This is a genomic window from Pseudomonas sp. MIL9 (genome assembly GCF_016887925.1).
Taxonomy (GTDB): domain Bacteria; phylum Pseudomonadota; class Gammaproteobacteria; order Pseudomonadales; family Pseudomonadaceae; genus Aquipseudomonas; species Aquipseudomonas mohnii.
In genome coordinates this window covers 135,476-148,482 of the sequence record NZ_JAFEHE010000013.1, presented here as the reverse complement: position 1 = coordinate 148,482, position 13,007 = coordinate 135,476, and the positions used below count along the sequence as shown (strand labels likewise).

The following is a 13,007-nucleotide window of genomic DNA, read 5'->3' as shown; positions in this document are numbered from 1 at the left end:
TTGGCTCAGCAATCGTTGGTTACATCTTTGATTTCTCGCGGAGTAACTTGTGATGCTGATAATCTGTTGACTAGCAGTCTGACTCCACAAGCACCCACACGAATTGCTTGATTCAGTTGTTAAAGAGCGGTTGGTTAAGATCTTTCGTCTCAACCGAGGCGCGCATTCTACAGCAGCCTCATTTGCTGTCAAGTGATTATTTTCAGAAGTTTTCAAGGATTCCTTAACAACTTCAACCACTTGCGCTTTCGATCTCTCGTCAGCGGGAGGCGAATTCTACAGCGTTACTCGCTGCTGTCAACACCTCTTTTTCAACTTCCTTCGCGCTTCGATGACCTGAAGCAACCCGCTGCCGAAAACTGCCTAACTCATTGTATTCCAAGGAGTTTTCCGTTTCGACTGCGCCGGAAGTGGGGCGAATTATAGGCTTCCAGAATCTGCCGTCAACCCCTATCTTCATAAATCTGTCATACAGGTCAAAAAAGCCCCGAAAACAAAAAGGCCGACCCAATGGGTCGGCCTTTTATCCCCTTCTACTTACAAGCTAGGGAATGCGAACTGCGACGCTTCGTGGCTCGCACGCTGCGGCCAACGCTGAGTGATGGCCTTGCGACGGGTGTAGAAGCGCACGCCATCCGGACCGTAAGCATGCAGGTCGCCAAACAGCGAACGCTTCCAGCCACCGAAGCTGTGATAAGCCACTGGCACCGGCAAAGGCACGTTGACGCCGACCATGCCGACTTCGATCTCATCGCAGAACAACCGCGCCGCTTCCCCATCACGGGTGAAGATGCAGGTGCCGTTGCCATACTCGTGATCGTTGATCAGTTGCATGGCTTCTTCCAGGCTGTTCACTCGAACCACGCACAGTACCGGCCCGAAGATCTCTTCTTTATAGATACGCATTTCCGGGGTGACGTTATCGAACAGGCAGCCACCCAGGAAGAAGCCTTCCTCGTGACCGGCCACGCTCAGGCCGCGGCCATCAACCACCAGTTTCGCGCCGGCTGCAACGCCGTCTTCAACATAACCGCTGACCTTGTCGCGCGCCTGACCTGTGACCAGCGGCCCCATGTCCAGACCGCAAGAGGTGCCAGCACCGATTTTCAATGCCTTGATTTGCGGTACAAGTTTGGCCACCAGCGCATCCGCCACCTGGTCGCCAACACAAACGGCTACCGAAATCGCCATGCAACGCTCGCCGCAGGAACCATAAGCGGCCCCCATCAGTGCGCTGACGGCGTTGTCCAGATCCGCATCGGGCATCAGCACCGCGTGGTTCTTCGCCCCGCCCAGCGCCTGGACGCGCTTGCCGCGCTTGGTGCCTTCGGAATAGATGTATTCGGCAATCGGCGTTGAACCCACGAAGCTCAGCGCTTTGACTTCCGGCGCTTCGATCAGTGCGTCCACCGCAGTCTTGTCGCCGTGCACCACGCTCAGCACGCCCTTCGGCAGGCCGGCTTCCAGCAGCAACTGTGCGATCAGCAGCGTCGAGCTCGGATCACGCTCGGAAGGCTTGAGGATGAAGCAGTTGCCGCACACGATCGCCAGTGGGTACATCCACAGCGGCACCATGGCCGGGAAGTTGAACGGGGTGATACCGGCCACCACGCCCAGCGGCTGGAAGTCGGACCAGGCATCAATGTTCGGACCCACATTACGGCTGTACTCGCCCTTGAGGATTTCCGGTGCCGCGCAAGCGAACTCGACGTTCTCGATGCCACGCTTCAGTTCACCGGCAGCATCTTCCAGGGTCTTGCCGTGTTCTTCGCTGATCAGTTGAGCGATGCGGGATTCGTTCTGCTCCAGCAGTTGCTTGAAGCGGAACATCACCTGGGCACGCTTGGCCGCCGGCGTGTTGCGCCAGGCCGGGAACGCAGCCTTGGCAGCATCGATAGCGCTCTGGATGGTTTCGCGGGTCGCCAGTGGCAGCTTGTGGATAGCTTGCCCCGTGGACGGGTTGAACACATCAACCGCGCGACCGTTCTCGGTCACCAGTTCGCCATTGATCAAATGCGGAATAACGCTCATGGAAGCTCCTTAAAAGTTGTCCACAGGCGCGCCCCAATCGGCGCGCCCGTTGTGTGTATCTATATAGAAGGAGAAATCAGTCGATTTTGCTCAGCACTTCACCCACCGCGTCGAACAGACGATCAAGGTCTTGCGGCTTGCTGTTGAAGGTTGGGCCGAACTGCAGGGTGTCGCCGCCGAAGCGCACGTAGAACCCGGCTTTCCAAAGCGCAATGCCCGCTTCGAACGGACGCACGATGGCGTCGCCGTCACGCGGAGCGATCTGGATCGCACCGGCCAGGCCGAAGTTGCGGATATCGATGATGTTTTTGGTGCCCTTCAGACCGTGCAACGCATTTTCGAAATGCGGTGCGACTTCGGCCACGCTCTGCACCAGGTTTTCCTTCTGCAACAGGTCCAGTGCCGCCAGGCCCGCAGCGCACGCCACCGGGTGTGCGGAATAGGTATAGCCGTGCGGGAATTCCACCGCGTATTCAGGGGTCGGCTGATTCATGAACGTCTGGTAGATCTCGGAGCTGGCAATCACCGCGCCCATCGGGATCGCACCGTTGGTGACTTGCTTGGCGATGCACATCAGGTCCGGGGTCACGCCAAAAGTGTCGGCACCGAACATGTTGCCGGTACGGCCGAAACCGGTGATCACTTCGTCGAACACCAACAGAATGCTGTGCTGATCGCAGATTTCGCGCAGACGCTTGAGGTAACCCTGTGGCGGAACCAGCACGCCAGCGGAGCCGGCCATTGGCTCGACGAATACCGCTGCGATGTTCGACGCGTCATGCAGTTCGATCAGCTTCAGCAGTTCGTCTGCCAAGGCGATACCACCCTGCTCCGGCATGCCACGGGAGAAGGCATTGCTCGCCAGCAACGTGTGCGGCAAGTGATCGACGTCCATCATTGCCTGGCCGAACAGTTTGCGGTTGCCATTCACGCCGCCGAGGCTGGTGCCGGCGATGTTCACGCCGTGGTAGCCACGGGCACGGCCAATCATCTTGGTCTTGGTCGACTGGCCTTTCAGGCGCCAGTAGGCACGCACCATCTTCACGGCGGTATCGGCGCACTCGGAACCCGAGTCAGTGAAGAACACGTGGTTCAGGTTACCCGGCGTCAGATCCGTAATTTTTTCTGCCAGCTGGAACGACAGCGGGTGGCCGTACTGGAAGCCCGGCGAGTAATCGAGGGTGCCCAGTTGCTTGGCGACTGCTTCCTGGATTTCCTTGCGGGTGTGCCCGGCGCCGCAGGTCCACAAACCGGACAGCGAGTCATAAACCTTGCGGCCCTTGTCGTCGATCAGCCAGCTGCCTTCCGCGCCGACAATCAAACGCGGATCGCGCTGGAAGTTACGGTTGGCGGTGTATGGCATCCAGTGAGCATCAAGCTTGAGCTGGCTGGCCAGAGAAGTCGGGGCGTTTTCGGGCAAGTTCATGAGCGAAACCTCGCAAGGCAATAAGCGGCGTAGGGATTGAAAACCGTTGTTGCAGCTAAGTTGCCACGGCGATAAAGTCGGTGAAATGCAACTTTTGTAACCTTCAGTCTGCCAACCGCTAAACATTCGAGTAGTCCGCATGAGCATTCGCCGTCCCGATCCACTGGCTCAAGTCAGCGACTTCGATATCCGCCTGTTGCGGATTTTTCGCAGCGTGGTCGAATGTGGCGGCTTTTCCGCGGCTGAAAGCGTGCTCGGCATCGGTCGTTCGGCCATTAGCCAGCAAATGAGCGACCTGGAACAGCGCCTCGGCCTGCGCCTGTGCCAACGCGGTCGCGCCGGCTTTTCCCTGACCGAGGAAGGGCGTGAGGTCTACCAATCGGCGTTGCAGCTATTGAGTGCACTGGAAAGTTTCCGCACCGAGGTCAACGGCCTGCACCAGCACTTGCGCGGTGAATTGACCATCGGGCTGACCGACAACCTGGTCACCCTGCCCCACATGCGTATCACCCACGCGCTCGCGCAATTGAAAGAGCGCGGCCCGGACGTGCAAATCCAGATCCGCATGATCGCGCCCAACGAGGTGGAACAAGGTGTACTCGACGGTCGCCTGCATGTCGGCGTGGTGCCGCAGGCGAGCGCGCTGTCGGGACTGGAATATCAACCGCTCTACAGCGAACGCTCGCTGCTGTACTGCGCGGTTGGCCATCCGCTGTTCTATGTCGATGACAAACAATTGGATGATGAACGCCTGAACAGTCAGGACGCCATTGCGCCGACCTTTCGTTTGCCGGCAGAAATCCAGGCCCATTATCAGGCGCTCAACTGCACCGCCAGTGCCTCCGACCGCGAAGGCATGGCGTTCCTGATCCTGACCGGGCGCTACATCGGTTACTTGCCGGACCACTACGCCAGCCTCTGGGTGCAACAAGGCCGGTTACGCGCCCTGAAACCCAACGCGCGCTTTTATGACCTGAGCCTCGCCTCGGTCACGCGCAAGGGCCGTCGCCCTCATCTGGTGCTGGAAAGCTTCCTCGAAAGCCTGGCCGCCACGCGCTGAACAAACGCAAATCCTGCGACGGGACTTGTCTGAAGCCCATGGGTGCGCTATCAACGCACTGGATGCACCCACCCACTTGTCCGGAAGTGCCTATGACCTTTGAAGTCCCAGCCCACGGTGGAAAGCCCGCCAGCCGCATTCGTCAGAAGAACGAAGAGACCATCATCAAAGCCGCCGAAGACGAGTTCGCCCGTCACGGGTTCAAAGGCACCAGCATGAACACCATCGCCCTGAATGCCGGGTTGCCGAAGGCGAACCTGCATTACTACTTCACCAACAAACTCGGTTTGTACGTGGCGGTGCTGAGTAACATCCTGCAATTGTGGGACAGCACCTTCAACACCTTGACCGCCGAGGACGATCCGGCTGAAGCCCTGACCCGCTACATCCGCGCCAAAATGGAATTCTCCCGGCGTCAACCGCAGGCGTCACGCATCTTCGCCATGGAAGTCATCAGCGGTGGCGAATGCCTGACCGAGTATTTCAACCAGGACTATCGCAGCTGGTTCCAGGGCCGGGCCGCCGTGTTTCAAGCGTGGATCGATGCTGGCAAAATGGACCCGGTCGATCCGGTGCACCTGATCTTCCTGCTGTGGGGCAGCACCCAGCATTACGCCGACTTCGCCACCCAGATTTGCCGTGTCAGCGGGCGCAGCAAGTTGACCAGGCAGGACATGGAAGACGCCGGCAACAACCTGATCCGAATCATCCTCAAGGGCTGCGGCCTGACTCCGACTATTTAAGACACCTATGCCATTTACCCTCAGTGGTTTTTGCGAATACCGCGAAGAGATTCGCAAAAGCCGCTTCATTACCTTCGCCGCACCGATCACCAGCCCCGCTGAAGCCCAGGCGTTCATCGAACAACACAGCGACTTGAATGCCACGCACAACTGTTGGGCATGGAAAATCGGCGATCAATACCGCAGCACCGACGACGGCGAACCGGGCGGCACGGCTGGCCGACCGATTCTGGCCGCAATCGATGCTCAGGATTGCGACCAGGTCGTGGTGCTGGTGATTCGTTGGTATGGCGGCATTCAACTCGGTACCGGCGGACTCGCCCGGGCGTACGGCGGCGGTGCGAACAAATGCCTGCAGCCAGCACCGAAGATCGAATTGATCAGTCGGGTGCCATTGAGCTGTGCCTGTGCGTTTAGTGAGTTGGCCCTGGTGAAGCTGCGGGTTGCGGAACTCGGTGGTCTGGTGGTGGAGGAAAACTTCACGGCCAATGGTGTGGAACTGCAGTTGGCGGTCGGTGCAAGTCAGATTGATACCCTGCAATCCCAGCTCGCCGATTTGAGTCGCGGACGCATTTTGTTGCAGCGTTGAGGCCTGCATTTTTTTGGGGCGCGCCGATTTCTCACATATTCCATACTTGCCCACATCAGCTGTGCACCCGACTGTGGATAACCTGAGCACATTCTGCTGTAACCCTTCTGTCATGCGGCTTTCAGGGCTTTGCTCACTTTTCGTCCAATTCGACATTGAAAACGCCAAATCCACGTAAAAACAAGTAGTTAGAGCGGTTTATCACCTTTAGAAGATAGCCGTCGCGCGCTTATGCCCTCCCTTTGAGCTTGCGCACAAATACTGTGGAGCAATCTGTGGATAACCCGTTCATGGCCGCTGCCGCACCATGCCGGACACGGCTTGCGCTCAACTGCTCATTTTTTGATCAAAGGCTGCCGAGCGAAAGCGGAGCCCGATCAAAGGCGTTGCCCTCAAGTGGTGCCGAATTCGGGACCACTCCCAGCGAAGCGGCCTGCGCAACGCCTTGACTCATGGCGGTTTGAAAATTTCCTGACCCAATGGCCAGAAAATTGCTTTATCCACAGGCACAAGTCCATAGCACTGAGCCTGTCATGCCCAATCCCGTGCCACATCCCATTCAAGCGCCTCGCTTGCAACTGCGCAGCATCAGCAAGCGCTACCCTGGCTGCCTGGCCAACGATGACATCGACCTGAGCATCGCCCCGGGCGAAATCCATGCCCTGCTCGGCGAAAACGGCGCGGGCAAAAGTACCCTGATGAAGATCATCTACGGCGTCGTCCACGCCGATGCGGGGGAGCTGATCTGGCAGGGACAACGCGTGACCATGCGTAACCCGGCTCAGGCGCGCAGTCTCGGGATCGGCATGGTGTTCCAGCATTTCTCGTTGTTCGAGACCCTGAGCGTGGCGCAGAACATCGCGTTGGCCATGGGCGCAGCGGCTGGCACGCCGAAACAACTAGAACCGAAGATCCGTGAAGTCTCACAGCGTTATGGCATGGCGCTGGAACCGGAACGACTTGTCCACAGCCTCTCCATCGGCGAACGGCAAAGGGTGGAAATCATTCGCTGCCTGATGCAGGACATCCGCCTGCTGATCCTCGACGAACCGACTTCGGTGCTGACCCCGCAGGAGGCCGACGATTTGTTCGTCACCCTGCGCAGGCTCGCCGCCGAGGGCTGCAGCATTCTGTTTATCAGCCACAAACTCGGCGAAGTCCGCGCCCTGTGCCACAGCGCGACAGTACTGCGCGGTGGGCGGGTGGCTGGGCAATGCGTGCCTGCCGAATGCTCGGACCCGCAATTGGCGCGGTTGATGGTGGGCGAGGCCGCAGAACTGATCACAGATTATCCAAAGGTGCGCGGCGCTGAGGCCTTTTTGAAGGTAAAGGGTTTGTCCTGGCCCAACCCGGACCCCTTTGGCTGCTCCCTCAAAAACATCGACCTCGAAGTGCGTAGCGGCGAAATCGTCGGCATCGCCGGGGTGGCTGGCAATGGCCAGGACGAATTGCTGGCCTTGCTCAGCGGCGAAGAACGGCTGACCCGCGACGAGGGCACAACGATCTGCTTCGGCAGCGAAGCGGTTGCTCATTTGCGCCCCGACGCGCGTCGCCAGCGCGGCCTGGCGTTCGTCCCCGCCGAACGCCTGGGCCACGGCGCCGTGCCGGAACTGAGCCTGGCGGATAACGCCTTGTTGACGGCTTTTCAACAAGGGCTGGTGAGTAATGGCCTGGTGCAGCGCGGCAAAGTCGAAGCGCTGGCCGAAGAAATCATCCGTCGCTTCGGGGTCAAGACACCGGACAGCCAAACCCCGGCCCGTAGCCTGTCGGGCGGTAACCTGCAGAAGTTCATCCTCGGCCGGGAGATCCTCCAGCAACCGAAGCTGCTGGTGGCCGCGCACCCGACCTGGGGCGTGGATGTCGGCGCCGCCGCCACCATTCACCGGGCGTTGATTGCCTTGCGCGATGCCGGCGCGGCGATCCTGGTGATCTCCGAGGACCTCGACGAATTGTTCCAGATCAGCGACCGCCTCGCCGCGTTGTGCGGCGGGCGATTGTCGCCACTGCGCGCCACGGTCGACACCCGCCTGATAGATGTCGGCGGCTGGATGGCCGGCCGCTTCGACGCCCCTCAATCACCTGTATCCGCAACGCTTTAACGGAGTGTCACATGCTGCTTTCTCTTGAACCCCGAGGCCAGCAATCGCGCCTGATGCTGTGGTGCTCGCCATTGCTGGCGGCGGTCCTGACGCTGGGCTGCGGCTCGCTGCTGTTCATTGCGCTGGGACATGACCCGCTGCTGACCTTGCACACCTTGCTGATCGCGCCGGTCAGCGACTGGTATGGCGTGTCCGAATTGCTGGTCAAGGCCTTGCCGATTCTGCTCTGCGCACTGGGCCTGGCCGTGGCCTATCAGGCGCGGATCTGGAACATCGGCGCCGAAGGTCAACTGTTACTCGGTGCGCTGGCCGGCAGTGCGCTGGCGGTGAACATCGTCGATATGCAAAGCCGTTGGGCGCTGGTGCTGATCCTGCTCACCGGCACCTTCGCCGGCGCGGCATGGGCCGGTCTGACCGCATGGTTGCGCACGCGCTTCAATGCCAATGAAATCCTCACCAGCATCATGCTCAATTACATCGCCCTGAACCTCTTGCTGTATTGCGTCCATGGCCCGCTGAAAGACCCGGAAGGCTTCAACTTTCCGCAGTCGGCGATGTTCGGCGATGCCAGTCGCTTGCCGTTGCTGACAGAGGATGGGCGAGTGCATGCCGGGGTGTATTTCGCCCTGCTCGCGCTGGTGGCGGTGTGGGTGTTGTTGCAGAAAAGCTTTGTCGGTTTCCAGATCAAAGTACTTGGGCTGGACAAGCGCGCGGCCGGTTTCGTCGGCTTTCGCGAGAAGCGCCTGATCTGGCTCGCGCTGTTGATCAGCGGCGGTCTGGCAGGGCTGGCCGGCGTCTGCGAAGTCACCGGCCCGATCGGTCAATTGGTGCCACAAGTGTCGCCCGGCTACGGCTACGCGGCGATCACCGTGGCCTTTCTTGGTCGGTTGAATCCTGTCGGCATTCTGTTTTCCAGCCTGTTGATGGCGCTGCTGTACATCGGTGGCGAGAGCGCGCAAATGAGCCTGAACCTGCCCCAGGCGATCACGCAATTGTTTCAGGGGATGATGCTGTTTTCCCTGCTGGCCAGTGATGTGCTGATTCTCTATCGCCCGCGTTTGAACCTGCGCTGGTCCCGCCGCGCCCCCACCACCGCCGTACACGCAGGAGCGCTGTGATGGATATCGATCTGCTGAGCAATATTTTCTACGCCATGGTGCGCTGCGGCACGCCCTTGCTGCTGGTGGCATTGGGTGAACTGATCTGCGAGAAAAGCGGCGTACTCAATCTGGGCCAGGAAGGCATGATGCTGTTTGGCGCGGTGATCGGTTTCATCGTCGCGTTCAGTACCGGCCACTTGTGGCTGGGGGTGTTGCTGGCGATGCTGGCCGGGATGCTGTTGTCCTCGCTGTTTGCACTGGTGGCGCTGGTGTTCAATGCCAACCAGGTGGCCACCGGCCTGGCGCTGACGATTTTTGGCGTGGGCCTGTCGACCTTCGTCGGCGCGGCATGGGTTGGTAAACCACTGGCGGGTTTCGAACCCTTGGCGATCCCTTACTTGAGTGAAATTCCGCTGATCGGACGCATGCTGTTTGCTCAGGATCTGCTGGTGTATCTGTCGTTCACCCTGTTTGCGCTGGTGGCCTGGGTGATTCTGAAAAGCCGCATCGGGCTGATCATCCAGGCGGTCGGGGAAAACCCGGACGCGGCCAGTGCCATGGGCTTGCCGGTGCTGGGCGTGCGCGCATTGGCGGTGTTGTTCGGCGGTGCGATGGCCGGGTTGGCCGGGGCGTATCTGTCCCTGGCGTACACGCCGATGTGGGCGGAAAACATGAGCGCCGGACGCGGCTGGATTGCCCTGGCGCTGGTGGTGTTTGCCAGTTGGCGGGTGTGGCGTCTGCTGCTTGGCGCCTACCTGTTCGGGCTCGCCAGCATTCTGCACCTGGTGGCACAGGGATTGGGGCTGGCGATTCCGTCGAGCCTGCTGGCGATGCTGCCGTACGTGGCGACCATTGTGGTGCTGGTGCTGCTGTCCCGGGATGCGGTGCGCACCCGGTTGTATGCGCCGGTGTCGTTGGGACAGCCGTGGCAGTCTGGGCGTTAAGCGGTGATCGAGCGGGCCGCTTCGCGAGCAGGCTCGCTCCCACCTGACAGCGTCTTGCGCAATTACTGTGCCTGACGCACACCCTGTGGGAGCAAGCCTGCTCGCGATGGCGTCCGCACAGGCAAAACCTGTGCAATGCCCCACGCCAGTTCAAAAATCAAGAAAACAACCAACAATGAACTCGCGCCATGGGCCAAGGCATAAGCCTGCCAGGCCGCAAACAGGAACCGGCCCACCGCGTCATACCGACCGTATATCAACTGCGGATCACGAATCCGCAGCACCGCCCACACGCACACAATCGAGCCCAACAGGTTCGCCATCAACATGTGCACGGGCTCGAACAGTGGTAACGAACCTGGCAAATCGAAAGCCTGACTCACACTGACCATCACCGCATGCAATGCCGCAAAACTCCACGGCGTGGCGAACGCAGCGGTCACGATCAAGTCATACCAGGCACTGCCGCGCACCAGTCGGCGATATTGCGTAGAAGTCCACATCGGCGTCGCTCCATTCAATCAGGGAGCAACAAGGCTAAAGCCTGGAGTATGCTCCAGGGTCAAGCCCCTTTTAGACGTCGTGATACGCATCGGTGAATTAGCCCAGGCCAGTGCCGTCACGCAATTGCTGCACGACAAGCTCACGCTGATCGAAACCCGCCTGGCTGAATTGGGTGCACTGCGAAACGAGTTGCAGCAACGGCTCGGTCAACGCTGTCCACTGAATCCATGACCCTACTGAACAAGGAAGCCCCTCATGTCCACGGCAAAAACCGCACTCATCATCGGCGCCTCCCGGGGCCTGGGCCTCGGGCTGGTGAAAACCCTGCTGGCCGACGGCTGGCACGTCACCGCCACCGTGCGCAACCCGCAGAACGCCGCGGCCTTGCAGGCCTTGGGCAAGGTGCGGATCGAGAAACTCGACATGGACGACCAGCAACAGGTCATCGCACTGAGTCAACAGCTCAACGGCGAAGTGTTCGACCTGCTGTTCGTCAATGCCGGGGTCAAGGGGCCTGACGTGCAGACGCCGAATGGCGGTGCGACGCTGGCCGACGTCGGTCAGCTGTTTTTCACCAACGCCGTAGCGCCGATCAACCTGGCTCAGCGTTTCGTCGGGCAGATCCGGCCGGACACCGGCGTGCTGGCGTTCATGAGTTCGGTGCTGGGCAGCGTGACCATGCCGGACGCGCCGGAACTGGCGCTGTACAAGGCCAGCAAAGCGGCGCTGAACTCCATGACCAACAGCTTCGTCACCCAACTGGGCGAACAGAAGCTGACCGTGTTGTCGCTGCACCCGGGCTGGGTGAAGACCGACATGGGCGGTGAAGGTGCCGACATCGACGTTGAAACCAGCACCCGTGGTCTGGTTGATCAGGTGAATGCGTATGTCGGCAAGGGCGGACATCACTTTGTGAATTACCGTGGCGAGACCATTCCCTGGTAACACACAACCCCCTGTGGGAGCCGGTTGCTCTGTCGGACGAGGCTTGCCGGGAAAGCCGTTTTGATCGAAACTCCGCACCTCGCCTCCCCGGCGACCCTGGATCAGCAGACAGGGCAACACTGAGCTGGCAACCCTGAACCCCACTTTCAGAGGAGCCGGCCAACATGCCTGCGACCCGTACCTGGTTAAAAAATCCCCTCGCCATTTTCACGGCCAACGGTCTCGATGCCCGTGGCGGCCTGGTGCTGCAAGACGGCGTAATTGTCGAAGTGCTCAGCCTCGGTCAACAACCTTCGGCACCGTGCAATGAAGTGTTCGACGCCCGCGAGCACGTGATCCTGCCGGGCCTGATCAACACCCATCACCATTTCTATCAAACCCTGACCCGCGCCTGGGCGCCGGTGGTCAACCAGCCGTTGTTCCCGTGGCTGAAAACCCTGTACCCGGTCTGGGCCCGACTGACCCCGGAAAAACTCGCCCTCGCCACCAAAGTCGCGTTGGCCGAGTTGCTGCTGTCCGGTTGCACCACCGCTGCCGATCACCACTATCTGTTCCCCGAAGGCCTGGAAAACGCGATCGACGTGCAGGTTGAAAGCGTGCGCGAACTGGGCATGCGCGCCATGCTCACGCGTGGTTCCATGAGCCTCGGTGAAAAGGACGGCGGCCTGCCACCGCAACAAACCGTGCAGGAAGGCCAGGTGATTCTCGACGACAGCCAGCGCCTGATCGCCGAGTACCACGAACGCGGCGACGGCGCACAAATCCAGATCGCCCTGGCGCCCTGCTCGCCGTTCTCCGTGACCCCGCAAATCATGTCCGCCAGCGCCGAACTGGCCAACAAGCTTGATGTGCGCCTGCACACTCACCTGGCCGAAACCCTCGACGAAGAAGACTTCTGCCTGCAACGCTTCGGCCTGCGCACTGTGGATTACCTGGACAGCGTCGGCTGGCTCGGCCCGCGCACCTGGCTGGCCCACGGCATCCACTTCAACCCGGATGAAATCGCCCGCCTCGGCGCCGCCGGCACCGGCATTTGCCATTGCCCGAGCTCGAACATGCGCCTGGCCTCCGGCATTTGCCCGACCATCGAATTGACCGATGCCGGCGCGCTGCTCGGCCTTGGCGTGGATGGCTCGGCCTCCAACGATGCGTCGAACATGATGCTTGAAACCCGGCAGGCGCTGTACATCCAGCGCCTGCGCTACGGTGCCGAGAAGATCACGCCGGAACGCGTGCTGGGTTGGGCGACCAAAGGCTCGGCGAGCCTGTTGGGCCGTACCGATATCGGTGAGATTGCCGTGGGCAAGCAAGCCGACCTGGCGCTGTTCAAGCTCGACGAACTGCGCTTCTCCGGCAGCCACGATCCGGTATCGGCGCTACTGCTGTGCGGCGCGGATCGCGCGGATCGGGTGATGGTCGGTGGCAAATGGCGAGTGATTGATGGACAGGTCGAGGGGCTCGACCTCAAAGGCTTGATTGCCGATCACAGCCAGGCGGCACGGCAGTTGATCGCCGGGACCTGATCCGACCACCGTCCCTGTGGGAGCGGGCTTGCCCGCGATGGAG

General features: G+C 60.4%; 11 protein-coding genes and 1 pseudogene. 9 read left to right on the top strand and 3 right to left on the bottom strand.

All coding sequences use genetic code 11. The features are described 5' to 3' along the window. Nucleotides 1–537: 537 nt before the first annotated feature. The gene (locus JQF37_RS16290; RefSeq protein WP_090465112.1) at nucleotides 538–2,031 is read right to left on the bottom strand and encodes a CoA-acylating methylmalonate-semialdehyde dehydrogenase; all 1,494 of its coding nucleotides are present in this window, start codon (nucleotides 2,029–2,031) and stop codon (nucleotides 538–540) included. Between the two features lie 76 nt (nucleotides 2,032–2,107). Further along, on the bottom strand, nucleotides 2,108–3,457 hold the full coding sequence (locus JQF37_RS16285) for an aspartate aminotransferase family protein (protein ID WP_090328818.1): 1,350 nt from the start codon (nucleotides 3,455–3,457) through the stop codon (nucleotides 2,108–2,110). A 139-nt stretch (nucleotides 3,458–3,596) separates the two neighbouring features. Here JQF37_RS16285 and JQF37_RS16280 point away from each other — a divergent pair, with 139 nt between their 5' ends. From JQF37_RS16280 to JQF37_RS16255, 6 genes are all read left to right on the top strand, one after another. Next, nucleotides 3,597–4,517, top strand: a complete 921-nt coding sequence (locus JQF37_RS16280; RefSeq protein ID WP_047537148.1) for a LysR family transcriptional regulator — start codon at nucleotides 3,597–3,599, stop codon at nucleotides 4,515–4,517. A 92-nt stretch (nucleotides 4,518–4,609) separates the two neighbouring features. Next, entirely contained in the window at nucleotides 4,610–5,260 is a 651-nt protein-coding gene (locus tag JQF37_RS16275) for a TetR/AcrR family transcriptional regulator (RefSeq protein ID WP_047537145.1), read from the top strand. A gap of 7 nt (nucleotides 5,261–5,267) precedes the next feature. Continuing rightward, nucleotides 5,268–5,849 carry a YigZ family protein gene (locus JQF37_RS16270; protein ID WP_130206523.1) on the top strand — a complete coding sequence of 194 codons (582 nt, stop codon included), beginning with the start codon at nucleotides 5,268–5,270 and terminating at the stop codon, nucleotides 5,847–5,849. A 533-nt stretch (nucleotides 5,850–6,382) separates the two neighbouring features. Further along, complete coding sequence (locus tag JQF37_RS16265; RefSeq protein ID WP_130206521.1) at nucleotides 6,383–7,948, top strand: ABC transporter ATP-binding protein; 1,566 nt, start codon at nucleotides 6,383–6,385, stop codon at nucleotides 7,946–7,948. Between the two features lie 11 nt (nucleotides 7,949–7,959). Next, nucleotides 7,960–9,066, top strand: coding sequence for an ABC transporter permease (locus JQF37_RS16260; RefSeq protein ID WP_130206519.1), 1,107 nt, complete (start codon nucleotides 7,960–7,962; stop codon nucleotides 9,064–9,066). Continuing rightward, nucleotides 9,066–9,992, top strand: coding sequence for an ABC transporter permease (locus JQF37_RS16255; RefSeq protein WP_130206517.1), 927 nt, complete (start codon nucleotides 9,066–9,068; stop codon nucleotides 9,990–9,992). Before JQF37_RS16260 ends, JQF37_RS16255 begins: the two co-directional genes overlap by 1 nt. 62 nt (nucleotides 9,993–10,054) lie before the next feature. Here the strand turns inward: JQF37_RS16255 and JQF37_RS16250 are convergent, their stop codons facing one another. After that, entirely contained in the window at nucleotides 10,055–10,495 is a 441-nt protein-coding gene (locus tag JQF37_RS16250) for a hypothetical protein (protein WP_130206516.1), read from the bottom strand. Between the two features lie 109 nt (nucleotides 10,496–10,604). On the opposite strand from JQF37_RS16250, the pseudogene JQF37_RS31425 reads away from it, so the two are divergent. The 3 genes and pseudogenes from JQF37_RS31425 to JQF37_RS16240 form a co-directional block, all read left to right on the top strand. Continuing rightward, nucleotides 10,605–10,727: pseudogene (locus JQF37_RS31425) on the top strand (MerR family transcriptional regulator); the annotation flags it as partial. 24 nt (nucleotides 10,728–10,751) lie between these two features. Beyond that, entirely contained in the window at nucleotides 10,752–11,441 is a 690-nt protein-coding gene (locus JQF37_RS16245) for an SDR family oxidoreductase (protein WP_130206514.1), read from the top strand. Between the two features lie 164 nt (nucleotides 11,442–11,605). Further along, a complete protein-coding gene (locus JQF37_RS16240; RefSeq protein ID WP_130206512.1) occupies nucleotides 11,606–12,964 on the top strand; it encodes an 8-oxoguanine deaminase in 1,359 nt (452 codons plus the stop codon). Nucleotides 12,965–13,007: the final 43 nt, after the last annotated feature.